Source organism: Pseudomonas sp. 910_23 (assembly GCF_052850795.1).
The window spans coordinates 111,451-134,396 of record NZ_VXCZ01000007.1 but is presented as its reverse complement, the minus strand read 5'-3'; the positions used below and the strand labels follow the sequence as shown (position 1 = coordinate 134,396).

Below are 22,946 nucleotides of genomic sequence, written 5' to 3'. Positions count from 1 at the left end.
GACTGGATTGAGCTAAAAAGAAACATGGCAAGGCGGTAATTGACGCGCCTGAAACTAGCCAAGCCCACGATGCTAGCACAGATGAACGGTCATCGCGCCGACGAAGCTTTGTGTATAGCGCAATTCAAGGCTTTATAGCTGCAAAGTGAACTTGAGCTGTACGTCGGGCCTCCAACCCACTGAGAATCGCCGTTCGTCCTCGACCCAAAGGAGCATCCCATGATGCGTTTCACCTCTACCCTCGCTGTCGCCGCTACCCTGAGCCTCCTTTCCCTTGGCGCGCAGGCTGCAGCCCCTTCCAACTGGCCAGCCGGTGCCCGTGACAGCTTTGTGAGCGACTGCAGTGCCGCCGCGAGTCAGAACGTAGACGCCAAAACTGCCAAAGCTCACTGCGAATGTGGTGCTGACAAGATCAATGCCGAATTGAGCACTGCCGAGATCAAGGAACTGATGACCAATCAGAACGCCAGCCCTGAGCTTAAGAACAAAGCGGTAGCGGCTATTTCGTCCTGCAAAGTCGTGAAGAAAAAGTAAGATTGACCACTGATCTGACGACCATATCGCTGGAAAAATGGCCTGAAAACTGCCATTTCACACAAATTATGCAGGTTTTACGGCTTTTTTTAACAGTTGATATTTCAGCGCAAAGCCCCGTAGATCGGGGCTTTGCGCCGAGCCAGGGATCAGATACAACGCGATTGATTAGCAAACAATGCCTTGGGGGGGCTCCCAAGTCGAACATTTCGACTATGATAGCCCAGTGTGCCCAGTTGGCCTGAGCAGCACAGCACTACTGAAAATATATGTTTCTTGGAGATACACCATGTCTAATCGCCAAACCGGCACCGTTAAATGGTTCAACGATGAAAAAGGCTTCGGCTTCATCACTCCTCAAGGTGGCGGTGACGACCTGTTCGTACACTTCAAAGCTATCGAAAGCGACGGTTTCAAAAGCCTGAAAGAAGGCCAAACCGTTTCCTTCGTGGCTGAGAAAGGCCAAAAGGGTATGCAAGCTGCACAGGTTCGCGGCGAGTAATTCTCCGCTGAGCTAAAAAAAACCCCGTCCATGTGACGGGGTTTTTTATGGGCGATGCAAAAGCCGAAGCTGTCAGCCGCAATTGACCCGCGTGATCACCAGGTTGTTGTCAGTGTTGAGGTTCAGGCGGTCAGAACGATATTCCAGGGTAATCATATCGTTGGGCTTGAGGATGCGTGCATTCTGCGCGCCAGCACGGGTACGAGCCTGCTCCAGCAACTGCGGCGAGGCTTTCTGGCCGATTGCGAACTCGGCGGCCTTCGACTCACAGCGGCTATGACCGGCATCGGTCACGGTGGCGTCTTTGCCTGGCTCAGAGGCACCCGGGGTGCTGCAACCCGCCAATGCGAGTGCTGCCAACAAAGTACCGAATGAAGCGAGCTTCCAAGGCATGAAGCCTCCTATGATAAAAAATGGACAGAGATCGTGCGACAGCAGTCAAAGCGATTGGTTTCAAGACGTTAACCGCCTGCGCGCAAGTCTGCCTCACTCACAGCAGTCAAGCGCCCTGTCAATCGTGACTAGATATGAACATACCTAGTAGATATCAATGTAGTCAGAAGAAGGTGTAGGCCAATTCTCCTTCAGCGCGTTAAAAATCTGCATAACCCAGACTTCGTCGCTTGCAGCGACGATGCCGACATACCCGGAGCTCTTTGACCAGGTCTCCAGGCGAAAGAGCAGGCCGTCGATATCAACGCCTCCCACAATCCCTGAAGAAATATAGGCAATACCCTCCTTGGTAACCCGCAGTTGGGTATGTTCATCGTCACTGGCACTGGCAAGCAGTTCGCGCACGGCCGCCTGGGTCAGGTCCTCTGGGTTGTTCAAATTGATCTGCACGCGTTGTTTCCCGGCTATTGGACAGGCTGGCAGTGTCGCATACCCCCTCCTTCATGCCTAAGTAGCAGTGCCAAAAGCCGCGCAAAATGGTTAACTGCGCCGCTGGAACCGCGTTCCAGCGCATTGCCCAGTACTTCAGCCGTGAGATTTCCATGACCACCGTAACGCTCCAAGCCGATATCAAAGCCAAGTGGCCCCAGGGGCAAAGCTCCTATAGCCCCGGCAGCCCCGAAGAACTGGCGATCATTGGTATCGATCTGTTGGTCAAGGAACTGGGAACCCAGGCGGCACAAGCGTTCATCGGCCAGGTATTCGAGAAATACCCGGCCGACTACATGGGCGCACAAGAATAAGAACCGGCCGACGAACGCCGACCGGTAAAACGTATTACTTCAAACGCGCCAGACGCTCGGTCAGCAGATCGAAGAAGCCCTGGGCGTCGCCGTTCTCGACCCAGTACACATTCTTCTCCTGCTTGAGGCCGTCGTACCAATCGACGATGGTCTGGCCAAAGGTTGGGCCTTCGCGGCTGTCGACGACCATATTGGCCTGACGACCGCTGAACAGCGATGGTTTGAGCAGGTAGGCAACCACGGTAGCGTCGTGGACCGGGCCACCCGGAATGCCGTAATGCTCCATGTCGCCTTTGACGTACTCATTCAGAATACTGCTGACGACCTTGCTCGCGTTGTTGTTCAGGTCCGCAATCTTCTTCAGGCGGGCGTCGCTGGTGAGGACTTTATGGGTCACGTCCAACGGCAGGTAGGTCAACTTCACTCCACTTTTGAGCACGATCTCAGCGGCCACCGGATCGGCGAACAGGTTGAACTCGGCCACGGGCGTGATATTACCGCCATTGAAGTGCGCACCCCCCATCACCACCACTTCCTTGATGCCCTGGGTGATTTCCGGCGCCTGGGTCAGTGCCAGCGCGAGGTTGGTCTGCGGACCGAGCATGGCGATGGTGATGCTGTGCGGTTTGGCGGTGCTCAGCGTCTTGATCAGGTAGTCAACGGCATTACCTTCGGCCAGGCCTTTTTTCGGCTCGTGCACGGTGACGCCGGAGATGCCCTCTTTGCCATGGATATTCTCGGCGTAGATCGGCTTGCGCAACAGAGGCGCCGGCGCACCTGCGTACACCGGAATGTCCTCACGCCCTGCCCACTCGCGCGCCAGACGCGCATTGCGGGAGGTCTTGTCCAGGCGCACATTACCGGCGACGGTGGTCAGCGCACGAATGCTCAGCTCCTCCGGCGAGGCCATGGCAAACAGCAGCGCCACCACGTCATCGGCCCCAGGGTCGGTATCGATGATCAGGTCGATTTTTTCCGCCGCCTGGGCGCTTGCAGCTGTGAGTGCGGACAAAAGCAGAACACTCCGGAACAGGTTTTTCAGGATGGGTAGACCACGTTGCATAAAGCACTCCTTGTCATTGGGGGACACTAAAACGTTACGCCGGATACCAGCGCGATATTGCAGTAAGGCTGGCACTCGCCGGTACGCACAACCGCGCGTGCTGTACGGCTCAGTTGCTTGAATTCTTCATGGCTGAGCAGCCGCCGCTCGCCCAGCGCTGCCTGCTCTGTCAGCGCATTGAGCGCGCTCAGCGCCGGCGGTTGCTTGAGCAGGATTTCTTCCGCGAGCACGTGGCTTTCAACCTGCATCTCACTGAGCACAATGCGCAACGTGCTGATGAAATCCGGAATGCCCTGGGTCAGTGCCAGGTCGATCAATTCCACGCCGGGCGGCACCGGCAAGCCGGCATCGCCGATGACCAGCACATCACCATGGCCCAGGGACGCGATCACGCGTGACAGGGCGATATTGAGCAAAGGTGTCTTTTTCATGAGGGCACAAAACCTTGTACGTCGTGCAGCGTAGGAATGGAAGGCTGAGCGCCGGCGCGGGTCACAGACAACGCCGCCGCTACCTGGCCAAAACGGATCGCCTCGGCTTCGCTCTTGCCCGCGGCCAGTGCAGCGGCAAAGCCACCGACGAAGGTATCGCCAGCGGCTGTGGTGTCCACCGCCTTGACCTTCGGCGCCAACAGATGCTCGAAGCTGCTACCGTCGGCAAACAGTGCCCCCTGGGCGCCAAGCGTAATGATGACTTTACCCGCCCCCGCCTTGATCAGCGCTGTCGCGGCGACCTTGGCGCTGTCGAGCGAGTCGACGGTGACGCCGCTCAGGGCGGTGGCTTCACTTTCATTGGGGATCAGGTAATCGATCGAGGCATACCACTGAGCGGGCAAAGGCCCACTCGCGGGCGCCGGATTGAGGATGACTGTCTTGCCCAGTTCGCGGCCGCGCTTGAGCGCATGACCAACGGTGTCCATCGGCACTTCAAGCTGGCAGATGATCACGTCTGCCGCCTGCAGCACAGCGTCGCACGCTTGCAGAGACGCGGGCGTCAACTCACCGTTGCTGCCGGCCACAATGACAATCGCATTCTGGCTGCTGTCATCCACCACGATCAATGCCACACCACTGGAGCCCTCTACGGTGCTGACCGCCTGGCAATCGATCCCTTCCACCAGCAGTGCATCACGCAATTGACTGCCATAGGCATCGGTGCCCACGCATCCGATCATCGCAACACTGGCCCCCAGCCGCGCCGATGCCACCGCCTGGTTGGCGCCCTTGCCACCCGCAACGGTGGAAAAGCTCTGGCCGATCAAGGTCTCACCGGCACGCGGCAAGCGACTGGCCCGGGTGACCAGGTCCATGTTCAAGCTGCCTACTACCACTACTTTTGCTGGCATACATCAGTACTCATCAATTCGGTTCAGCGGTATTGGGCGAACACACCGGCCAATGGCGCCGTCGACTCACGCAAAACGATACTTGGCGTCACGATGCGTTGATCGATCGACCGTTGGGGTGTTGCTATTCGTTGCAATAATAATTCGGCCGCCGTCTCGCCCAATTGCAGGATCGACTGCCCAACCGTGGTCAGCGCAGGATAGACGTAGCGTCCCATCTGAATGTCATCGAAACCGATCACCGACAACTCGGCCGGCACGCGGATGCTGCGTTCTGCGGCTGCGCGCAGCACGCCGAAACCAATCATATCGTTGCTGGCGAAAATCGCGCTGGGCGGGTTTTGCGCTAACAATTGCACGGCTGCGGCATACCCCCCCGTGCTGGTGAAATCGCTTTCCAGGATCCGGCTGGCCAACACCTCGACACCCGCCTCGCGCAATGCACGCTGGTAACCCGCCAGGCGCATTTGTGCCACGCGGGTATGCCCCGGGCCGCCGATACAGGCGATATCCCGATGGCCCAACTCCAGCAAGTGCCGGGTCGCGAGGTAAGCGCCCTGTTCGTGGTCGATGCGCACCAGGTCGACATCGATTCCATCCAGGGCCCTGTCGACAATCACCATGGGCGTGCGCACTGCACTCAAGCCCGCCGCCAAGCCGCTGTCATCGCCGCCCACCGACGTCACGATCAAGCCGTCGACGCGTTTTTCGAGCAACACGCGCAAATAACTGCGCTGTTTTTCCGCGTCGTCGTCGGAGTTGCAGAGGATCACGCAGTAGCCATTACGCTCGCAATAATCCTCGATGCCCCGCGCAAGCTCGGCAAAATACGGGTTGAGGCTATTGGGCACCAACAGGCCAATGGTGGCCGTGGTCTTGGCCTTGAGCGAACGTGCCACGGCGCTGGGCACGTAGTCCAGCTGTTTGATCGCCGCCTCGACCTTGATGCGGACCGGCTCGCTGACCGGACGCGTCTTGTTCACCACATGGGACACGGTGGTGTAGGAAATACCTGCAAGCGCTGCCACATCCTTGATCGTTGCCATGACTCAGCCCCGCCGACTGGCGCGCTGGCTGCGGTAAGTATCGAGGACCACGGCGATCACGATCACAGCACCGGTAATGATGCGTTTGGTGGGTTCCGTAGCGCCGATCTGCGCAAGCCCCGCCGCCAATACCGAAATGATCAATACACCGAAGAACGTACTGATGACCGAACCGCGCCCGCCCATCAGGCTGGTGCCGCCGATTACCACCGCGGCGATTACCTGCAGCTCCAGGCCTGAACCAGCATTCGGGTCTGCCGCCTCCAGGCGCGAGATCTGGAACAGCGCAGCTACACCGGCCAACAGGCCCATCAGGCTGAACACCAGAATCTTGTATGGCTTGGGATTAATGCCAGCCAGGCGCACTGCTTCTTCGTTAGTGCCGATGCCGATCAGGTAGCGCCCGAAGACAGTGCGGGTCAGCACCAACTGAGCCGCAATGATCACCAGCAGCGCAATGATGAACGACGGGGAAATACCGAAAGCAATCGGGTTGGACAGCCAGGCAAACGAGTCACCGATATAAGCGGTGCGCGAGCCCGTCATTTGATAGGCCACGCCCCGGGCCATCTCCAGCACACCCAAAGACACGATAAATGACGGGATACGCCAGGCCACAGTGATGGAGCCGGTGATGGTCCCGGCCAATGCAGCGCAGCCCATGCCCAGTAGCGCAGCCGGCAACACGCTCCAGCCCCAGCCCAGGATTGCCACGCTGACCGCCGATGCCGCCAATGCCAGCACCGAACCTACCGACAGGTCGATGCCGCCGATGATCAGGATGAAGGTCATGCCCACCGCCAGCACCATCAGGTCCGGAATCTGGTTGGCCAGGGTGCTGAAGGTGTCGTAGGACAGGAAGTGGTCGCTGAGTACCGAGAACAGCGCAATCATCGCCAGCAAGGCACCCGCCAGCCCCAGGTAAGTACCCAGGCCATAGAAGTTGCCGCCAGTTTTACCGGGGGAAATGCTTGTTTTCATGGGGTATTCCTAGGCGCTGCCTCATTGAGCAGCGCATCACGTTTCTGATAGCCGGCAAAGGCGGCGGCGAGCAATTCGTCCTGGGTCCAGCTGTCACGCTCGAAGGTCTCGATCAGGCGCCCCGCGGACAACACCCCGATGCGATCACAGATCAGCATCAGTTCACGCAGGTCGCTGGAGACCACCACCAAGGCTTTGCCCTGGCGAGTCAGTTCGCCAAGCAACGCATAGATGTCGAACTTGGCGCCGACGTCGATGCCTCGAGTGGGCTCATCGAACAGCATTACTGCGCAATCGCGCTCCAGCCAGCGGCCAATCACTACTTTTTGCTGGTTGCCGCCCGACAACTCGGACACCAATTGCCCCGGGCTGGAACTGCGGATACGCATGGCGTCGATCTGGCGTTTGGCCAGGGCGGTTTCGTTGCGGCTATTGACGACGCCACCACCGGAAATTTCCGGCATATTGCCCAAGGCTATATTGGCGCTGATCGATTGGGTCAGCAGCAGGCCCTCGCCCTTGCGGTCTTCGGTGATCAGGGCGATACCATGACCAACCGCATCCACTGGCGAGCGAATACTGACCACCCTGGCCGGCGATCCCAGGGCCACGGTGCCGCTGTCGGCCTGGTCGGCACCGAAGATCAGGCGCAGCAACTCAGTGCGGCCGGCGCCGATCAGTCCGGAAATACCGTAGATCTCACCGGCGCGCACTTCAAAGGACACATCATGCACCTTGTCCGAACGGCTCAGGCCCGTCACCGTCAAGGCCGGTTCACCGATGGTGCGCGGGCCCAGGTCAATGTGTTCGCCCAGCTCGCGACCGACCATCAAGGTCACCAGTTGCTCACTGTTGTAATTGGCCATCGGCTCGACGCAGACCAGCTTGCCGTCGCGCAGTACCGCAATGCGCTGGGCGACACGGGCCAGCTCTTCCAGCCGGTGTGAAATATAAATGATCGCCACGCCCCGGGCCTGCAGACGGGTGATTTGCTCAAACAGCATCTCGACTTCACGGGCGGTGAGCATGGCCGTGGGTTCGTCGAGAATCAGGACGTGGCAGTCGCCGATCAGGTTGCGCGCAATCTCGACCATTTGCTGGTGGCCAATGCCCAGGCTGCCAACCAACGTATCGGGGTCGATCGCATCCAGGCCAACTTGAGCCATGGCCTCGATCGCGGATTTGCGCAGTTGCTTGCGGCTGATCCAGCCACAGTTGCTCGGCAGGTTATCCAGAAACAGGTTTTCAGCCACCGTCAGGGTCGGCAGCAGGTTGAGTTCCTGCATGACCATGCGCACGCCCAAGGCTTCGGCCTGGGTGCGGCTGGCGGGGCAGTATTCCTGACCGTTGAACTGCATGTGCCCGGTAGTCGGTGTGACCAGGCCGCCGATGATCTTCGACAAGGTACTTTTGCCTGCGCCGTTCTCACCGGTCAGCGCGAGCACTTCCCCGCGATTGAGCGTCAGGGTGATGTCGGACAGAACCGGCTGGGCATAGGTCTTGCCGATACCGCTGACCGAGAGGACAGCGTTCGGGGCGGAAGATGACATAGGAAAATCTCCAGGCGCCCGCTCAGGACGAGCGAGCGCTGTTGGGTACTGCCGGGATTACTGCTTGATGACGAGTTCGACCGGGGTTTCAATCACGCCATCTTTGGCATCGACCTTCTCACCCTTGACCAGCTTCAGTGCGTTCTGGATACCGAATACCGCTTGTTGCGCGGCAGCCTGGTCAGCGGTGGCCAACACACGACCATCCTTGAGCATTGGCTTGATCGCATCAATGTTGTCGTAGCCCACCACCAATACCTTGCCGGCCTTGCCTGCCGCACGCACGGCGGAGACAGCGCCCAGGGCCATGTTGTCGTTACCGGCCAACAGTGCCTTGATATCCGGCGTTTCGCTCAGCATCGCTGCAGCAATCTTGTTGCCCTGGTCGATTTCCCAGTTGCCGGATTGGGTGGAAACAATCTTCATGCCTGCAGCGTCCATCGCATCCTTGAAGCCTGCGGTGCGCTGCTGGGCGTTAGTCGTGGTGGGTACGCCTTCGATGATGCCAACCTTGTCACCCGCGGCCAGTTGCTTGGCCAGGTAGTCGCCCACCAGCTTGGAGCCTTTGCGGTTGTCCGGACCTACGAACGGGATATCGAGGTTTTTGCTTTTGAGTACCTCCGGGTCCAGGCGATTGTCGATGTTGACGACCTTGATACCGGCATCAGAAGCCTTCTTCAGCACACTGGCGAGTGCCTTGGAGTCGGCGGGAGCAATGACGAGCGCGTCTACCTTGGAGTTGATCATCTCGTTGACGATGGCGATCTGCGCACTGGTGTCTGTTTCGTTCTTGATCCCGTTGGAGATCAGCTTGAACTCTGCTGGGTGCGCTTTCTGGTAGTCCTTGGCACCGTCGGTCATGGTGACGAAGAACTCATTGGCCAGGGACTTCATGACCAAACCAACAGTAGGTGTTTTGGCAGCGTCATCAGCAAGTGCAGAAGAGAGAGGCAATGCAGCGGATGCGGCAAGCACAGCGACAGCAAGAAGACGTCCAGCGAATGGCAGCTTCATGGGTTCACTCCGATCTTATGATTATTGTGAGCAACGCTTGCACCGAAGACCTCTTCGGCGGCCCTCCCACCCGGGCGGCTGATGCGAGCTGTCACGATACTCCTGGAGCGCTCGTGAAACATCTCGCAAACGTTTGCGTTGAGCAAACTATGAGAACCTTGTCGGGATTTGTCAACGGTAGAAACTGGCCTTTCAATCCCGTGCCCGCGGCCTGGTCCAACCAACCTTGGGGACTGAAACGTTTAAGGCCACCTCGTTCTCGCACTCTCTAAAACGACAGGTGTTGACGCTAATCGCACTCGAATTGTGTGACAGGGCTGTCGGACAACCGAACATACTACCCCTCAACCGTTCGGAAAGCCGGACGCCACTCACTCAAAACAAGCTTAAAAATTCTCATAAGTTGTTTTAAATCAATACGTTAATTTAAGAAGAACCACACACTCGGCTTGGTACAAATCCTGCTTTTCCCCTGCACCTCGCGGCGTTCAGAACCGCCCGGGTGTTCTAGATGAACCTGCTACAGCACTCATCAAAAACCAGAGAGAAAAATAATGAAATCTGCATTGAAGAACTTTGTCCCGGGCGCCATGGCCCTGCTGCTGCTGTTCCCCCTTGCCGCACAGGCAAAAGAAGTCGAAAACAAAACCAAACTGTCCAACGTAGTGATCCTTGCCACAGGCGGCACCATTGCTGGCGCCGGTGCCAGTGCGGCCAACAGTGCTACGTACCAGGCAGCCAAAGTCGGCATCGAACAACTGATCGCCGGCGTTCCTGAGCTTAGCCAGATCGCCAACGTACGCGGCGAACAAGTGATGCAAATTGCTTCGGAAAGCATCAACAACGAAAACCTGCTGCAACTGGGTCGCCGCGTCGCAGAACTGGCTGACAGCAAGGACGTGGATGGCATCGTGATCACTCACGGCACCGACACCCTTGAAGAAACTGCCTACTTCCTGAACCTGGTAGAAAAAACCGACAAGCCTATCGTCGTGGTCGGCTCCATGCGTCCAGGTACCGCCATGTCGGCTGACGGTATGCTCAACCTGTATAACGCAGTCGCTGTCGCAGGTAGCAAGGATGCACGGGGCAAAGGCGTGCTGGTGACCATGAACGACGAAATTCAATCGGGTCGCGACGTCAGCAAGATGATCAACATCAAGACCGAGGCATTCAAGAGCCCGTGGGGCCCGCTGGGCATGGTCGTTGAAGGCAAATCCTACTGGTTCCGCCTGCCGGCCAAGCGTCACACTATGGATTCGGAATTCGACATCAAGACCATCAAGAGCCTGCCTGACGTTGAAATTGCCTACGGCTATGGCAACGTGAGCGACACTGCCTACAAAGCACTGGCCCAAGCTGGCGCCAAGGCCATCATCCACGCCGGTACCGGTAACGGTTCGGTATCCTCGAAAGTCGTTCCCGCGCTGGTCGAATTGCGCAAGCAAGGCGTACAGATCATTCGCTCCTCCCACGTCAACGCCGGCGGTATGGTTCTGCGTAACGCTGAACAACCAGACGACAAATACGACTGGGTTGCGGCTCTGGACCTGAACCCGCAGAAAGCTCGCATCCTGGCCATGGTAGCCCTGACCAAGACCCAGGACAGCAAAGAGCTGCAACGCATGTTCTGGGAATACTGATTACTGCTGATCGACCTGTGGGAGCGAGCTTGCTCGCTCCCACTATTGCTCCCCCCTTCTCAACAAACTTCCCGAATCGCTGTCAGACGAACTTCTTGAAATTTAAGCAGTTGCGAAATCGCCTACAGTTAAATACTGTATGTGCGTACAGCAAATTAAGGAATGCTCCGTGGCAAAGCCCTCTTCCGCAGCACCTGCGGCGCCTGACGCCTATCAGCGCCTGGCTATTCGCGTGCAAAAGATCATCAATTCGACCAACGCACAGAAAGCCAAGGCAGCCTTGCTCTTCCGTTTACCCGATGAGCCGGAAGACGTGTGGCAACGTCTACTGGAAGAAATTGCAGAAAACGACAACGTCACCCTCGCCTATCGGGATGACGGTGGCGTGCAGATTTTTTGGGTTGTGCCGAAGGAAGATTGATTGTGAGTGCCCGTTTTATTGCTGTGTGCTGTCTGTTTTTAAGCGTAACCGCCAACGCCCAAGCCCCTCGCACCTTTAGCGAAGCCAAGAAAATCGCCTGGAAACTTTACGCACCCCAATCGACCGAATTCTATTGCGGCTGCAAATACACCGGTAACCGCGTGAATTTGAAAGCCTGCGGTTACATCCCGCGCAAAAACGCCAATCGCGCCGCGCGCATCGAGTGGGAACACATCGTGCCGGCCTGGCAAATCGGGCATCAGCGCCAATGCTGGCAAAACGGCGGGCGAAAGAACTGCACGCGCCACGACGATGTGTTCAAGCGCGCCGAGGCGGACCTGCACAATCTGGTGCCGAGCATCGGCGAAGTGAATGGCGACCGTAACAACTTCAGCTTTGGCTGGCTGCCCGTGCAAAGTGGGCAGTACGGCTCGTGCCTGACCCAAGTGGATTTCAAGGCCAAGAAGGTCATGCCACGCCCGTCCATTCGCGGCATGATCGCACGCACGTATTTTTATATGAGCAAGCAATACGGCCTGCGCCTGTCGAAGCAGGATCGACAGCTGTATGAAGCCTGGAACAAGACTTACCCGGTGCAAATCTGGGAGCGCCAGCGCAACCAGACCGTGGCTTGCGTGATGGGACGGGGCAACGAGTTTGTCGGCTCGGTGAATCTCAAGGCCTGCGGTTGAACGTGGGCGGGGTTGCCGCCCACTTGGCACGTCACTGCGCGGCGTTGTGTTCGATAATTTCAGACACGGTGTCGGTTTTCTTCGCGCGGGCCATCTTTTCGTTGAGCAAGGCTTGTTTGGCCTCGGCCTCGGCCTTGGTTGCGAACGGACCCAACAGCACCTCATCCTTGCCGTCGACCTTCACGATATAAAAATTGAAACCATGCTCCAGCAACCAGGCGGTCAGGTCGGTGATCGCCTGCAGCTTGTGGTCTGGCGGGCCGACGCGCACATCCCATTCCTGAGCGGCAATCGCGCCGGTTTGTGGCAGGCTTTCGGTCACGGCAGGTTTGGCCTTGGGCGCATCGACCGATTTACCTTCACCGCATCCGGCCAACGCCAACACCACAATTGCCATCGCTACTTTACGCACTGCCCTGCTCCTTTGAGGATAAAGAGGCGACTTTACCATTCACTGTCTATTCTGGCCGTCATAAACGTTGGCTTAAACAATGCGAATGATGTATCGCGACCTGTATGATGCCGCCATGGGAATTAATGTCGCCTCTATGCGTCCTAAAAGAGGCAGCCACAGGGAAGCGCTTCGCAGTAAGCTACACACATCCGACACCTGCCCTGTCTGACACATGTGTCCTTAAAAGTAATCAAGGAGAAGTCCATGCTTATACTCACCCGCAAAGTTGGTGAAAGCATAAACATCGGTGATGACATTACGATCACCATTCTGGGCGTTAGCGGCCAGCAAGTACGAATCGGCATCAACGCACCCAAGGACGTTGCCGTGCATCGCGAGGAGATTTACCAGCGCATCCAGGCCGGCCTGACTGCACCCGACAAAAACCAGACGCCTTGAAACGCCTCCAGTAGCCAGCCCTTTCGTTCACTGTAATGGCTGGCGAAAACCCAATCGGCCTGCTCGCGTCTTCCAGCCTGACCAGTGCGCTTTGAGCATGCCCCTTCGCTGCAAGATGAAACTGTCTGGGCATCTGGAACTTGTTGAAGTATTCGCAGCCCAATTTCTGACACTTTATCCTGCCATCCGTGTGCATTCAGGAATACGTCGATGAGGCCAGTCGCGACGCCACCTCTTGTTTCCAGATCCTGGATGATCGCCCTGCTGATCGGGGTGGCCTTCCTGGCGCTTGGGTATGGGCTGAGAGTCGAAGTCGAGGGCGCCGATCCCGACGCCCATTCCTGGCTGGACCTGGCGCTCCTTCTCTGCGGCTACCTGCTGGTGTTCTGCCTCAAACCCATCCAAAAAGTTATCTTGCGCAAGCTATGCCAGCGCGCAGCGCATCGTGCCCATCAGAAAACCACACGCTGAGGACCTGCTGCGTATCACGGCGCCAGCTTGCGCAAAGACAACAAGCCATCAGCGCCATGCTCGGTGCATAAATCGCCGTAGTCGTTGATGCAAGCGTGTGCAGTCACCATGGGCTCCAAGTGTGCCGAGGTGACAACCACAACATCCGCCCCCGCTGCTTCACCCGCTCGAATGCCCACCGTGGCGTCTTCGAACACCAGGCTGTCCTCAACCGACACCCCCAGGCGTTTCGCGCCCAATAAATAGCACGCAGGGTCGGGTTTACCGTTGGCCACATCTTCGGCCGTCACCCACACGGCCGGCACGGGAATGCCTGCCGCTTGCAGTCGACGTAACGCCAGCGCCTTGGGGGCAGACGTGACCAGTGCCCATTGATCCGCGGGCAAGCCTTTCAAAAACGCCACTGCGCCGGGAATCGCTACAACGCCGTCGACATCGTTGAGCTCCGCGTCGGTAATCCACTGGGCTTCAACTTCTGGATCGACACCCGGCAACGCCTGGCGGGTGATCGTATCAATCGCGCGCGCGCCATGAATGGTAGGCAGAAACGCTTCCACATCCAGACCATGGCGCTCGGCCCAGATGCTCCATACACGTTCGGCCGCAGCGATGGAGTTGAGCAGGGTCCCATCCATATCGAACAGGAAAGCGCGGTAACGCCGGTTGAACACGGATGAAGTTGAGATGGACACTGCGCGGCTTCCTCATGAGCTGGACCCCTGCAATCTACGGATCACCTCGGCGCTTGTAAACGTAGAGCCTCCTCGACCGGACACTCATTGCCCACGCGCCAGGCTCGAGCCAAGAATGACGAACTTGTCATGATCCTGTTGGTTGGCTGTTGGGGTCGCCTGGTTACTGTGAACTCACTGCCAACCCGGCAGCCCCCAGCCACGAGAGAGACCGCCATGAAACTGTTCGCCCTGGGCTTTGCCGCCTTGTTCGCCACCGGTACTGCCTTCGCTGCCGACGTAACGTCTGCCAGCGATGTCATCCACGACAAAACCGGCTTCTTCCTACACCTGGATGTCTACAAGGTGCTATCGAGCACCGACATCTCTGGCCAATGCGGGATTGTCCCGGCGCACTTGCGCTACCTGGATCATCAGGGCCGCGAACACCTACTCGATTACCAGGTCCAGGGCGTCGGTTGCGCCAGTGACAATTGATCGGGCTACACTTGCGCCACTTATTGAAGCAGGACACTTTCCATGAACATCCTCGTAGTCGAAGACGAACCCAAGGCCGGCAATTACCTGCTCAATGGCTTGCAGGAGCTGGGCCACTCGGTGAGCCTGGCGCGCGACGGCGTAGAGGGTTTGCACTTGGCCCTGGAAACACCATTCGACGTGATCGTGCTGGACGTGATGATGCCGAAAATGGATGGTTGGGAAGTGCTGCGTCGCCTGCGCAAAGAGGCCGATACACCGGTGCTGTTCCTCACCGCTCGCGATGACATCGCCGACCGCATCAAGGGCCTTGAACTGGGTGCCGACGACTACCTGATCAAACCCTTCTCCTTCGCCGAACTGGTTGCACGCCTGCGCACCCTCAACCGCCGTGGCCCGAGCCGCGAAGAAGAACAGCTGCACATCGCCGACCTGCACATTGACGTGCTCAAGCGCCGTGTGACCCGCGCCGGTACGCGCATTACCCTGACCAACAAGGAGTTCGCCTTGCTGCACCTGTTCGCCACCCACCAGGACCAGGTGCTGTCCCGCTCGCTGATCGCTTCACGCGTATGGGACATGAACTTCGACAGCGACACCAATGTGGTCGATGTTGCCGTACGCCGCCTGCGCCTGAAGATCGATGACCCGTTCCAGCTCAAACTGATCCACAGCGTGCGGGGCATTGGCTACCGCTTCGATACCCAACCATGAAGCTCGATCGCCATTATTCCCTGACCCTGCGCCTGGCATTGATCTTTGCCCTGCTCGCCTTCGCCCTGCTGGCCACCCTGGGCGTGACGCTATACCACGAGCTGGAGCGTGAGCTGATCAAGCGTGACGACGCCGCGCTGATCTCGCGCGCCAACCAACTGCGCAACGTGCTCAATGACGGCAATACCCGCGAGCTGATCAAGACCAAGCCCCAGCTGTTCCAGAACATGCTGGGCAACAGTGAGTCGGTACTGAGCATCGCTGCACCTGGGCAGACTCCGTTATTGCTCGTCAACCCGGGCAACATTCAAATACCGGCCGTGCCGGCCGTGGCAAAAGACCACGCCCTTGGACTCGCCGACGTACACCATTTGCCCGGCGTAGATGGCGTGCCCTTCGCCACCGTGGCGGCTTTCATCGACACCGGTGACCTGGGGAGCCTGCAAGTCACCGTCGGGCGCCTGATGGCTGAACGCACAGCCATGCTTGCCAGTTATCGCTTGAGTGTTTTTATCCTGGCCAGCATCGCGGCGGTCATTCTCGCCTTGGTTGGTTATGTGCTGGTACACCGTGGGCTGGTGCCCTTGCGGCGCCTGGCCGGACACGCACAGGGCATCGGCGTGAACAACCTGGCCGAGCGCCTGGGCAGCCAAGGCGCGCCCAAGGAGCTGCTGCCGATGATTGACGCCTTCAACACCATGCTTGAACGGCTGGCCAAAGGTTTTATTCAACTGGGCCAGGTGTCCACCGATATGGCCCATGAACTGCGCACCCCCATCAATAACTTGCTCGGTGAAACCCAGGTCGCGCTGCAACAGAGCCGCACTATTGAAGACTATCAGCAACTGCTGGCCTCAAACGTTGAAGAGCTTGAACGCCTGGCACGGATGCTCGACAACATGCTGTTCCTGGCCCGTACCGACCCTGCCAGCGCCTTGCGCCAACGTCAGGCGCTGGACGCAGCCGATGAAGTGGAGCGCATCGCCGATTATTTCGAGGGCTTGGCCGGTGATGTGGGTATGCACATCGTTGGCGTGGGCGAAGGTGTGATCTGGGCGGAACCGATGCTGCTGCGCCGGGCCCTGGCGAACCTGTGCGCCAATGCCATCAAGTATGGCGCGCCGAACACCGAGCTGAGCATCCGGGCCGTCCCGACAGTCGAGGGCACTTGCATCAAGGTCAGCAACCAGGGTGCAACCATTGCCGCGGAGCATTTGCCCAGGCTGTTCGAACGCTTTTACCGGGTGGATGAATCCCGTGAATGTTCATCCCAGTCCAATGGACTGGGATTGTCGATTGTGGCGACCATCATGCAGCTGCATAACGGTCGGTATGGCGTCAGCAGTGAAGACGGCATGACCTGCTTTGAATTGTTTTTCCCCGCACAGGAGGCGTGAGGGTTATCCCGCTCAATCAAAGGCGCCATTGAGTACTTCGTAGATGATGCCGCTGGCGATGGCGACCAGAATCAAATCGGTTCCCGCTTGCTGCCATTCATAACCGTCGTAGTGAGGCAGCCGCCCCAGCAGGCGACCATCGAGTTTCTTGGCGATACCGGGTGGCAGCGGCTTGCCGCGCGCCAGGTTCTTCTGGATCCCCGGCGGCAATGCAGGCCCTGGGCTCCAGTAATCGCGATAACCGCCGAGCACATTCAATACGCTCCCTCGGTCAACGCTGGGGCCGTGACCACCTGAGCCGCCCTTGCCCTTGGGCTTGTCGTAGGCCTGCCCTGCGGGGTTATTGCCTTTGTTATTGCCCTGCCCCTGACCGCCCTTGTTACCCTGGCCCTGCCCCCCTTGGTTATTACCCTGCCCCTTGCCATTACCGGGATCGGCCAAGGCAAGACCGCTACCCGCAAACAGCGCGAGGGACAACACGACAGACACGAACTTCGGGTACTTGATCATGATGGTTTTCCAAGGTGGATACACCTGTGAACTATAGTCGAAGTTGCCCCACGAATGACTCCATTCACAGCCCGACCGTCAGCTCACCTGCCCGCCTGTTTCCCGTACATCCGCTTGGGTGAGCCAGGCCGTCGAGACCGCCAGTCGCAAGGCCTCAACCAAAGGCGGCTGGTCGGCCGGCGGCGCGCTCGGCACATGGATAAACCCACTGCGCACCCCGGCCTCGACCAGCCGGTGCTGCAAAAGGTAGAACACCTGATTGCACACGAACGTGCCCGCCGTTTGCGAAACAGCAGCCGCCACCCCCGCGTCACGCAGCGCCTTGACCATGGCCTTGATCGGCAATGTCGAGAAGTATGCAGCCGGGCCACCGGCTACCACTGGCGTATCAATCGGTTGCTGCCCGAGGTTGTCGGGGATGCGTGCGTCATTGATATTGATCGCTACCCGCTCGATAGACATCTCGCTGCGCCCGGGCGCCAGGCCGGTGGCAATCACCATTGCCGGGTTCAACTCGCTGATCAATCGGGTCAGGTGTTCACCCGCCGTGGCAAATGCACAGGGCAGGCAATGCGCGACAATGCGTGCACCTTCGCCCAGTTGCACGCCATCCAACTGGCGCGCAGCCTCCCATGACGGGTTCACCAGGTCGTTATCAAAGGGCTCGAACCCCGTCAGCAGTACAGTTTGCATAGTGACCTCACATCAACAGGTAAAGCAGCACGATATTGACCACCAGCATCATCAGCGCCGTGGGGATCTGCGCCTTGATCACCGCGTTCTTGTCGGGCAACTCCAGCAACGCCGCTGGCACGATATTGAAGTTGGCCGCCATCGGCGTCATCAACGTGCCGCAGTAACCGGAAAACATACCGATCGCCGCCATCACCGCAGGGTTGCCGCCATAAATCCCTACCAGCACCGGCACGCCGACGCCGCCAGTCATCACAGGGAAAGCCGCAAAACCATTGCCCATGATCACCGTAAACAGGGCCATGCCCAGTACATAGACCATCACCGCCACCAGCTTGTAGTCCAGGTTGATGTAGGTGGTGGTGACGTGGGCGACTGCCGTGCCCACCCCGGCCTCGTTGAACAACAATCCAAGCATCGCCAGCATCTGCGGCAACACCATGGCCCAGCCCAGGGCTTCGGTCAGACGACGAGATTCGCGCAGGGCTTGTACCGGTGTATCGCGGGTCAGCCAGCAGGCCAGGCCCAGCGCAATCAGGCAGCCGATGCCGAGCGAGACGAAGGTGGTGTTCTTCGGGTCCAGCAACGGTACACCGCCAATTTCGGTGTGCTTGAGCAATACCGAGCCAATCACCGTAGTCAACGGAATCGCCAAGGCCGGGATAAACAACTTGTGGCCCAGGCGCCCGGCGCTGGCGCGGGACGCCTTGACGTGCAATTCGGCGTGCTGGCCGCGACCAACGCCACCCAAGCCGGCGATCAACGCCATCACCACCACACCGATGCCGATGGCCACCGAGGGCAGACGCTCCCCCACCAGGAACGGTATGGCGAACAACAACCAGAACAGCGCGCTGGACCAGCGTTTGGGATGGGTGCGATCGAGCAGGATCATGCCCGCAGTGATCAGCAACAGAACACCGGCGAGCCAATAAAGGTATTGAATGGAAATAATCATTGAGCAGCCTCCACGGACGTGGTGGCCGGGCTCATTTCGCGGGTCAATCGTCGATCAAAGCGATGCAGCCGGATCGCATGAATGATGAACGCACAAATCGCCGTCGGAATGCCCCACACCGCGATGTGCAGCGGCTCCACGTCAATCCCCGAGCCCAACAGGAAGGTGTGCATCAACGCAATTGCACCGAAGGCGACAAAAATATCCTCACCAAAAAACAGCCCGACGTTATCGGTGGCCGCACACATGGCCAAGACCTTGTGGCGCAGCTTGTCTGGCAGCTTGCCGTAGCGTTTTTCCGCGGCACCTTCGGCCATCGGCGCCAACAGTGGCCGCACCATTTGCGGATGCCCACCCAGGCTGGTCAGCCCCATGGCCGCCGTGGACTCACGCACAAACAGATAAATGATCAACAAGCGCCCGACCGTTGCCCGCTCAAAGCGCGCGATCCAGTTCTGCGCATGCAGGCGCAAGCCATGACGCTCCAACAGGCCAATCACCGCCAGCGGCAATAAAAGAATCAATTGCAGGGCACGAGTCTGAAGGAAACCATCGCCCATGGTGGCGAGAATTTTTTCCAGCGGGAACTGGGCGGCAAGCCCGGTGGCGATGGCGGCGGCGGTGACCACCAACAGCGGATTGAAGCGCAATACAAAGCCGACCACGATGACAAGCACGCCGATCAGCGGCCATAGGTTCACAACTGTTTGCATGGCACAGAGGTCCTTTAGTGCGCGCTGCGGCGCCATAACAGCAGGATGTGGGCAAAGGGCTCACAGCTTGGAAGTGGCGTGCAGTCGGCTCGGTTTTTTTATTGTTGACCCGGAAGGTCGAGCGTCAGTGGCGGCAACTTTGCTGTCTGGAGACCGGGAGTGTCCAACAAGAAAAATTGTTGCTGCACACCAATAAATTTTGTGGGGGGATGGCGCCGACGGTCGGGCGCTATCAGGAGAAAGCGTCCAGGCCTCAAGGGGAAAGTCGCGCAGCCAACCTGATGAGGAGCTCAAAATCGTTCAACCGTGTAGATTCTCAATCAGAACCTATACTCCATCATGCAGCTGTGTGTACCTGCAGTTCGTTCACGGTGTTATACCGACAATGAGGGCTCGCGCTATGTATGCCGGACAAATGAGTGATATGGCGACCACGTTTGGCGAAATACGCTGCCAGGTGTTCGTCCAGATAATTTGCCTGCTGTCGGTGGCTACGCTGTTCTGCTGATCGAGCGTTCAAACCCCTGAATACACGCCTTGAGCCGTGTAGGGATGGCTATTGCCCAAATTCCAGACAACAAAAAAGGGCCCACCTTTCGGTGAGCCCTTCCAGACCGCCCAGCAGAGCGGATTTTGTTTGGTAGGCGCGATTGGACTCGAACCAACGACCCCCACCATGTCAAGGTGGTGCTCTAACCAACTGAGCTACGTGCCTGCTGTGAGGCGGCATTCTACGGAATTCCGGAGGGGTGTCAACATCTTTTTTGCAGCTAAGCCTATGAATATGCGAATTTTTTATTTATGCCGGGTACACCTGGGATTTCCGGGTGGCTGGCAGGCAATTTTCAACTCAGGTAGGATCGCCGCACTCGTAAAAAATATAAAACAGAGGTTCCAGGATGGCGAACACCCCCTACCCCCAGTCCTATTACGCCGCTTCCGCGAATGCAGCCCCACCTCGCCCGACGCTGCAAGGTGAGGTCGAAACCGATGTCTGTGTGATTGGTGCTGGCTATACCGGGCTTTGCAGCGCGCTGTTTTTGCTGGAGAACGGCTTTCGCGTCACGGTACTGGAAGCCGCCAAGGTGGGTTTTGGTGCCTCGGGTCGTAATGGCGGGCAGATCGTCAATAGCTACAGCCGTGATATCGATGTGATCGAGCGCAGTGTCGGGCCCAGACAGGCTCAGTTGCTGGGGCAGATGGCCTTTGAAGGCGGCAAGATCATTCGTGAGCGCGTGGCTAAATACCAGATCCAGTGCGACTTGAAGGACGGCGGTGTATTTGCCGCACTCAACAGCAAGCACATGGGTCATCTGGAATCGCAGAAGCGCCTGTGGGAGCGCTACGGCCATACGCAGCTGGAATTGCTCGACGAACGCCGCATCCGCGAAGTGGTGGCCTGTGACAACTATGTGGGCGGTTTGCTGGACATGAGCGGCGGGCATATCCACCCGCTCAACCTGGCACTGGGCGAAGCGGCGGCCGTGGAATCCCTGGGCGGTACGATTTATGAGCAATCGGCAGCGGTGCGCATCGAGCGCGGCGCCAACCCTGTGGTACACACCGCCGAAGGCAGGGTCCGGGCCAAATTCATTATCGTTGCCGGTAACGCTTACCTGGGCAACCTGGTGCCGGAGCTGGCGGCCAAGTCGATGCCATGCGGTACCCAAGTGATCACCACCGCACCCCTTGGCGATGAATTGGCCAAGACGCTGTTGCCGCAGGATTACTGTGTCGAAGACTGCAACTACCTGCTCGACTACTACCGCCTCACCAGTGACAAGCGCCTGATCTTCGGCGGCGGCGTGGTGTATGGCGCGCGGGACCCGGCGAATATCGAGGCAATCATCCGGCCAAAAATGCTCAAGGCATTCCCGCAACTCAAAGACGTGAAGATCGACTACGCCTGGACCGGCAATTTCCTGCTGACCCTGTCGCGCCTGCCCCAGGTCGGCCGTCTTGGCGACAACATCTATTACTCACAAGGCTGTAGCGGCCATGGCGTGACGTACACGCACCTGGCAGGCAAAGTACTGGCTGAGGCATTGCGCGGGCAGGCTGAGCGTTTTGATGCGTTTGCGGATTTGCCGCACTACCCGTTCCCGGGCGGGCAGATGTTGCGTACGCCGTTTGCGGCGCTGGGGGCTTGGTACTACGGGCTGCGCGATAAATTCGGAATGTAAACACAACCCGTGTGGGGCGACTTGCTCGCTCCCACACCAGTTATGCGCTTCACACGCTGCCGTCAATGCGCCTTGTGTTCGACGGAAGGCGCCTCGGCTTGCAGCTTCTGCACATCGCTCACGGCCAGCTCAGCCGATTGGCCGCCCCAGCCTTGACGCAGGTAATTGAGCAGATCAGTCAGCTGTTGCGTACTGAGCTTCTCGGAAAACCCCGGCATCGGTTGCATGTGCTCGAACCCGGAAAATTTCTGCTCGCCAATACCGTCCTCGATCACACGCAGCAGGTTGCGCGGGTCTTCCAGTCGCAACGTGGTGTTGCCGCGCATGGCCACCGCGATGTGCGGCTTGCCTTCGCCACCTGCGGCGTGGCATCCGGCGCAGACGTTCAGGTATTCCTGGCGGCCGCGCTGAGCGCTCTGGCTGAGTTTATCCACCGGCACGTCGACCAGCGCTTTGGCGGCTGGCGGGTTATCGCCCAGCAGGAACGTGGCCATCGCGGCCAGATCCTGATCGCTCAGGCCCTGGGTGCTGTTGTGGAACACCGGGAACATCTCGTTGAACATCGTGCCCTGGGCGCTCATGCCGTGCTTGAGGAATGTGGCCAGGTCCTGTTCATTCCAACCGCGCGCAGCCAGGTCAGTGGCGAGCAGGCTGGGCGCCAGGTAACCATTGAGGATGCCGCCGGTCAGGCGCTTGTCCAGCTCCATCGCGCCCGGCAGGCCGCGTGGCGTGTGGCATTCGCCGCAGTGACCAAGCACTTCGACCATGTACTGGCCGCGTTTCCAGGCTTCGCTTTTACCTTCGGCAGGCTCCAGTTTCAGCGCTTTGCCGTACAGCACATTCCAGCCCATCAGACCCAGGCGCACGTTGAACGGAAAGCTCAGGCTCGTCACCGGCGCTGCACGTTCGATCGGCTCGATGGTTTTGAGGTACGCATGAATCGCATCCGAATCTTCGCGCGGCATCAGGTGGTAGGAGGTGTACGGCATCGCCGGGTACAGATTCGCTCCGTCGCGACGCTTGCCTTGCGTCAGCGCAGCGAAGAACTCGTCATCGTTGTACAAGCCGATGCCGTGCTCTTTGCTCGGCGTGATGTTGGTGCCGTAGATCGTGCCGAACGGCGAGACGATCGGCAACCCGCCCGCAAACGGCGCGCCGCCCGCGGCAGTGTGGCACGCCATGCAGTCGGCGGCGCGGGCGAGGTATTCGCCGCGCTTGGCCTGATCATCGGCATGGGCAAACAGCATCGGCGCAGCCAGGCCGACCGCCAGGGTCATTCGGGTCAGAAAAAGCTTCAT

The 22,946-nt window shown here is 58.7% G+C and carries 28 protein-coding genes and 1 tRNA gene; 12 read left to right on the top strand and 17 right to left on the bottom strand.

Going from position 1 to position 22,946, the window contains the following annotated elements; all coding sequences use genetic code 11:
• Window positions 1-219: 219 nt before the first annotated feature.
• Window positions 220-534: a hypothetical protein gene (locus tag FW800_RS10840; protein ID WP_078821838.1), complete on the top strand. Its 315-nt coding sequence runs from the start codon at window positions 220-222 to the stop codon at window positions 532-534.
• 289 nt (window positions 535-823) lie between these two features.
• Window positions 824-1,036, top strand: coding sequence for a cold-shock protein (locus FW800_RS10835; protein WP_003234260.1), 213 nt, complete (start codon window positions 824-826; stop codon window positions 1,034-1,036).
• 72 nt (window positions 1,037-1,108) lie between these two features.
• Here the strand turns inward: FW800_RS10835 and FW800_RS10830 are convergent, their stop codons facing one another.
• Window positions 1,109-1,429 (bottom strand): I78 family peptidase inhibitor, encoded by a 321-nt coding sequence (locus FW800_RS10830; protein ID WP_032880290.1) that lies wholly within the window; start codon window positions 1,427-1,429, stop codon window positions 1,109-1,111.
• 144 nt (window positions 1,430-1,573) lie between these two features.
• Window positions 1,574-1,879 carry a hypothetical protein gene (locus FW800_RS10825; RefSeq protein WP_446437592.1) on the bottom strand — a complete coding sequence of 102 codons (306 nt, stop codon included), beginning with the start codon at window positions 1,877-1,879 and terminating at the stop codon, window positions 1,574-1,576.
• Between the two features lie 152 nt (window positions 1,880-2,031).
• Between FW800_RS10825 and FW800_RS10820 the strand changes: the two genes are divergently transcribed.
• Window positions 2,032-2,232, top strand: a complete 201-nt coding sequence (locus tag FW800_RS10820) for a hypothetical protein (RefSeq protein ID WP_032880288.1) — start codon at window positions 2,032-2,034, stop codon at window positions 2,230-2,232.
• Window positions 2,233-2,266: 34 nt separating this feature from the next.
• Here FW800_RS10820 and FW800_RS10815 read toward each other — a convergent pair whose 3' ends face one another.
• The 7 genes from FW800_RS10815 to FW800_RS10785 are packed head-to-tail and all read right to left on the bottom strand — an operon-like array spanning window position 2,267 to window position 9,231.
• A complete protein-coding gene (locus tag FW800_RS10815) occupies window positions 2,267-3,295 on the bottom strand; it encodes a nucleoside hydrolase (protein ID WP_148854418.1) in 1,029 nt (342 codons plus the stop codon).
• Window positions 3,296-3,321: 26 nt separating this feature from the next.
• Window positions 3,322-3,726, bottom strand: coding sequence for a D-ribose pyranase (gene rbsD / locus FW800_RS10810; RefSeq protein WP_005789692.1), 405 nt, complete (start codon window positions 3,724-3,726; stop codon window positions 3,322-3,324).
• Window positions 3,723-4,640 carry a ribokinase gene (rbsK, locus tag FW800_RS10805; RefSeq protein ID WP_005789694.1) on the bottom strand — a complete coding sequence of 306 codons (918 nt, stop codon included), beginning with the start codon at window positions 4,638-4,640 and terminating at the stop codon, window positions 3,723-3,725. Before rbsK ends, rbsD begins: the two co-directional genes overlap by 4 nt.
• A 23-nt stretch (window positions 4,641-4,663) precedes the next feature.
• Complete coding sequence (locus FW800_RS10800; RefSeq protein WP_005789696.1) at window positions 4,664-5,686, bottom strand: LacI family DNA-binding transcriptional regulator; 1,023 nt, start codon at window positions 5,684-5,686, stop codon at window positions 4,664-4,666.
• A 3-nt stretch (window positions 5,687-5,689) separates the two neighbouring features.
• On the bottom strand, window positions 5,690-6,667 hold the full coding sequence (locus FW800_RS10795; protein WP_003192502.1) for an ABC transporter permease: 978 nt from the start codon (window positions 6,665-6,667) through the stop codon (window positions 5,690-5,692).
• Window positions 6,664-8,217: a sugar ABC transporter ATP-binding protein gene (locus tag FW800_RS10790; protein ID WP_446437591.1), complete on the bottom strand. Its 1,554-nt coding sequence runs from the start codon at window positions 8,215-8,217 to the stop codon at window positions 6,664-6,666. The genes FW800_RS10795 and FW800_RS10790 overlap by 4 nt, the downstream gene beginning before the upstream one ends.
• 57 nt (window positions 8,218-8,274) lie before the next feature.
• On the bottom strand, window positions 8,275-9,231 hold the full coding sequence (locus tag FW800_RS10785) for a sugar ABC transporter substrate-binding protein (RefSeq protein ID WP_005789700.1): 957 nt from the start codon (window positions 9,229-9,231) through the stop codon (window positions 8,275-8,277).
• Window positions 9,232-9,785: 554 nt separating this feature from the next.
• Between FW800_RS10785 and FW800_RS10780 the strand changes: the two genes are divergently transcribed.
• The 3 genes from FW800_RS10780 (at window position 9,786) to FW800_RS10770 (ending at window position 11,987) form a co-directional block, all read left to right on the top strand.
• Window positions 9,786-10,874, top strand: coding sequence for an asparaginase (locus tag FW800_RS10780; protein ID WP_005789702.1), 1,089 nt, complete (start codon window positions 9,786-9,788; stop codon window positions 10,872-10,874).
• A gap of 169 nt (window positions 10,875-11,043) precedes the next feature.
• Window positions 11,044-11,295 (top strand): DUF1654 domain-containing protein, encoded by a 252-nt coding sequence (locus FW800_RS10775; RefSeq protein ID WP_005789704.1) that lies wholly within the window; start codon window positions 11,044-11,046, stop codon window positions 11,293-11,295.
• Window positions 11,296-11,297: 2 nt separating this feature from the next.
• Complete coding sequence (locus FW800_RS10770) at window positions 11,298-11,987, top strand: endonuclease (protein WP_446437590.1); 690 nt, start codon at window positions 11,298-11,300, stop codon at window positions 11,985-11,987.
• Window positions 11,988-12,018: 31 nt separating this feature from the next.
• Here FW800_RS10770 and FW800_RS10765 read toward each other — a convergent pair whose 3' ends face one another.
• The gene (locus FW800_RS10765; protein ID WP_032880279.1) at window positions 12,019-12,384 is read right to left on the bottom strand and encodes an SPOR domain-containing protein; all 366 of its coding nucleotides are present in this window, start codon (window positions 12,382-12,384) and stop codon (window positions 12,019-12,021) included.
• A gap of 261 nt (window positions 12,385-12,645) precedes the next feature.
• Between FW800_RS10765 and csrA the strand changes: the two genes are divergently transcribed.
• Window positions 12,646-12,840 carry a carbon storage regulator CsrA gene (csrA, locus tag FW800_RS10760; protein ID WP_003192511.1) on the top strand — a complete coding sequence of 65 codons (195 nt, stop codon included), beginning with the start codon at window positions 12,646-12,648 and terminating at the stop codon, window positions 12,838-12,840.
• Between the two features lie 210 nt (window positions 12,841-13,050).
• Complete coding sequence (locus FW800_RS10755) at window positions 13,051-13,311, top strand: hypothetical protein (RefSeq protein ID WP_078821843.1); 261 nt, start codon at window positions 13,051-13,053, stop codon at window positions 13,309-13,311.
• 14 nt (window positions 13,312-13,325) lie between these two features.
• On the opposite strand, the gene FW800_RS10750 is transcribed toward FW800_RS10755, so the two are convergent.
• The gene (locus tag FW800_RS10750) at window positions 13,326-14,003 is read right to left on the bottom strand and encodes an HAD-IA family hydrolase (protein WP_446437589.1); all 678 of its coding nucleotides are present in this window, start codon (window positions 14,001-14,003) and stop codon (window positions 13,326-13,328) included.
• A 216-nt stretch (window positions 14,004-14,219) separates the two neighbouring features.
• On the opposite strand from FW800_RS10750, the gene FW800_RS10745 reads away from it, so the two are divergent.
• The 3 genes from FW800_RS10745 to FW800_RS10735 are packed head-to-tail and all read left to right on the top strand — an operon-like array spanning window position 14,220 to window position 16,591.
• Window positions 14,220-14,480, top strand: coding sequence for a DUF2790 domain-containing protein (locus FW800_RS10745; protein WP_446437588.1), 261 nt, complete (start codon window positions 14,220-14,222; stop codon window positions 14,478-14,480).
• A gap of 42 nt (window positions 14,481-14,522) precedes the next feature.
• Window positions 14,523-15,194 carry a heavy metal response regulator transcription factor gene (locus FW800_RS10740; RefSeq protein ID WP_032880272.1) on the top strand — a complete coding sequence of 224 codons (672 nt, stop codon included), beginning with the start codon at window positions 14,523-14,525 and terminating at the stop codon, window positions 15,192-15,194.
• Entirely contained in the window at window positions 15,191-16,591 is a 1,401-nt protein-coding gene (locus FW800_RS10735) for a heavy metal sensor histidine kinase (RefSeq protein WP_446437587.1), read from the top strand. Before FW800_RS10740 ends, FW800_RS10735 begins: the two co-directional genes overlap by 4 nt.
• 12 nt (window positions 16,592-16,603) lie before the next feature.
• On the opposite strand, the gene FW800_RS10730 is transcribed toward FW800_RS10735, so the two are convergent.
• The 5 genes from FW800_RS10730 to FW800_RS10710 all read right to left on the bottom strand — a co-directional run bounded on the left by FW800_RS10730 (window position 16,604) and on the right by FW800_RS10710 (window position 20,180).
• Complete coding sequence (locus tag FW800_RS10730) at window positions 16,604-17,101, bottom strand: anti-virulence regulator CigR family protein (RefSeq protein WP_078821846.1); 498 nt, start codon at window positions 17,099-17,101, stop codon at window positions 16,604-16,606.
• A 78-nt stretch (window positions 17,102-17,179) separates the two neighbouring features.
• Window positions 17,180-17,794, bottom strand: coding sequence for a pyroglutamyl-peptidase I (gene pcp, locus FW800_RS10725; RefSeq protein WP_446437586.1), 615 nt, complete (start codon window positions 17,792-17,794; stop codon window positions 17,180-17,182).
• 7 nt (window positions 17,795-17,801) lie between these two features.
• The gene (locus tag FW800_RS10720; protein ID WP_032880266.1) at window positions 17,802-18,752 is read right to left on the bottom strand and encodes a DUF979 domain-containing protein; all 951 of its coding nucleotides are present in this window, start codon (window positions 18,750-18,752) and stop codon (window positions 17,802-17,804) included.
• Entirely contained in the window at window positions 18,749-19,465 is a 717-nt protein-coding gene (locus FW800_RS10715; protein ID WP_005789724.1) for a DUF969 domain-containing protein, read from the bottom strand. The genes FW800_RS10720 and FW800_RS10715 overlap by 4 nt, the downstream gene beginning before the upstream one ends.
• Before the next feature lie 638 nt (window positions 19,466-20,103).
• Window positions 20,104-20,180: transfer RNA gene (locus FW800_RS10710), tRNA-Val, on the bottom strand.
• 184 nt (window positions 20,181-20,364) lie between these two features.
• Here FW800_RS10710 and FW800_RS10705 point away from each other — a divergent pair.
• On the top strand, window positions 20,365-21,648 hold the full coding sequence (locus FW800_RS10705; protein ID WP_446437585.1) for an NAD(P)/FAD-dependent oxidoreductase: 1,284 nt from the start codon (window positions 20,365-20,367) through the stop codon (window positions 21,646-21,648).
• 62 nt (window positions 21,649-21,710) lie between these two features.
• Here the strand turns inward: FW800_RS10705 and FW800_RS10700 are convergent, their stop codons facing one another.
• The gene (locus FW800_RS10700; protein WP_446437584.1) at window positions 21,711-22,946 is read right to left on the bottom strand and encodes a c-type cytochrome; all 1,236 of its coding nucleotides are present in this window, start codon (window positions 22,944-22,946) and stop codon (window positions 21,711-21,713) included.

Bases quoted from the DNA above. Each gene is read 5' to 3' on its own strand.
- pcp (WP_446437586.1), bottom strand. From the start codon at position 17,794: ATGCAAACTGTACTGCTGACGGGGTTCGAGCCCTTTGATAACGACCTG.
- FW800_RS10790 (WP_446437591.1), bottom strand. From the start codon at position 8,217: ATGTCATCTTCCGCCCCGAACGCTGTCCTCTCGGTCAGCGGTATCGGC.
- FW800_RS10700 (WP_446437584.1), bottom strand. From the start codon at position 22,946: ATGAAGCTTTTTCTGACCCGAATGACCCTGGCGGTCGGCCTGGCTGCG.
- FW800_RS10735 (WP_446437587.1), top strand. From the start codon at position 15,191: ATGAAGCTCGATCGCCATTATTCCCTGACCCTGCGCCTGGCATTGATC.
- FW800_RS10705 (WP_446437585.1), top strand. From the start codon at position 20,365: ATGGCGAACACCCCCTACCCCCAGTCCTATTACGCCGCTTCCGCGAAT.
- FW800_RS10755 (WP_078821843.1), top strand. From the start codon at position 13,051: ATGAGGCCAGTCGCGACGCCACCTCTTGTTTCCAGATCCTGGATGATC.
- FW800_RS10765 (WP_032880279.1), bottom strand. From the start codon at position 12,384: ATGGCAATTGTGGTGTTGGCGTTGGCCGGATGCGGTGAAGGTAAATCG.
- FW800_RS10800 (WP_005789696.1), bottom strand. From the start codon at position 5,686: ATGGCAACGATCAAGGATGTGGCAGCGCTTGCAGGTATTTCCTACACC.
- FW800_RS10715 (WP_005789724.1), bottom strand. From the start codon at position 19,465: ATGCAAACAGTTGTGAACCTATGGCCGCTGATCGGCGTGCTTGTCATC.
- FW800_RS10795 (WP_003192502.1), bottom strand. From the start codon at position 6,667: ATGAAAACAAGCATTTCCCCCGGTAAAACTGGCGGCAACTTCTATGGC.
- FW800_RS10720 (WP_032880266.1), bottom strand. From the start codon at position 18,752: ATGATTATTTCCATTCAATACCTTTATTGGCTCGCCGGTGTTCTGTTG.
- rbsD (WP_005789692.1), bottom strand. From the start codon at position 3,726: ATGAAAAAGACACCTTTGCTCAATATCGCCCTGTCACGCGTGATCGCG.
- FW800_RS10815 (WP_148854418.1), bottom strand. From the start codon at position 3,295: ATGCAACGTGGTCTACCCATCCTGAAAAACCTGTTCCGGAGTGTTCTG.
- FW800_RS10820 (WP_032880288.1), top strand. From the start codon at position 2,032: ATGACCACCGTAACGCTCCAAGCCGATATCAAAGCCAAGTGGCCCCAG.
- rbsK (WP_005789694.1), bottom strand. From the start codon at position 4,640: ATGCCAGCAAAAGTAGTGGTAGTAGGCAGCTTGAACATGGACCTGGTC.
- FW800_RS10840 (WP_078821838.1), top strand. From the start codon at position 220: ATGATGCGTTTCACCTCTACCCTCGCTGTCGCCGCTACCCTGAGCCTC.
- FW800_RS10830 (WP_032880290.1), bottom strand. From the start codon at position 1,429: ATGCCTTGGAAGCTCGCTTCATTCGGTACTTTGTTGGCAGCACTCGCA.
- FW800_RS10835 (WP_003234260.1), top strand. From the start codon at position 824: ATGTCTAATCGCCAAACCGGCACCGTTAAATGGTTCAACGATGAAAAA.
- FW800_RS10745 (WP_446437588.1), top strand. From the start codon at position 14,220: ATGAAACTGTTCGCCCTGGGCTTTGCCGCCTTGTTCGCCACCGGTACT.
- csrA (WP_003192511.1), top strand. From the start codon at position 12,646: ATGCTTATACTCACCCGCAAAGTTGGTGAAAGCATAAACATCGGTGAT.
- FW800_RS10740 (WP_032880272.1), top strand. From the start codon at position 14,523: ATGAACATCCTCGTAGTCGAAGACGAACCCAAGGCCGGCAATTACCTG.
- FW800_RS10730 (WP_078821846.1), bottom strand. From the start codon at position 17,101: ATGATCAAGTACCCGAAGTTCGTGTCTGTCGTGTTGTCCCTCGCGCTG.
- FW800_RS10785 (WP_005789700.1), bottom strand. From the start codon at position 9,231: ATGAAGCTGCCATTCGCTGGACGTCTTCTTGCTGTCGCTGTGCTTGCC.
- FW800_RS10780 (WP_005789702.1), top strand. From the start codon at position 9,786: ATGAAATCTGCATTGAAGAACTTTGTCCCGGGCGCCATGGCCCTGCTG.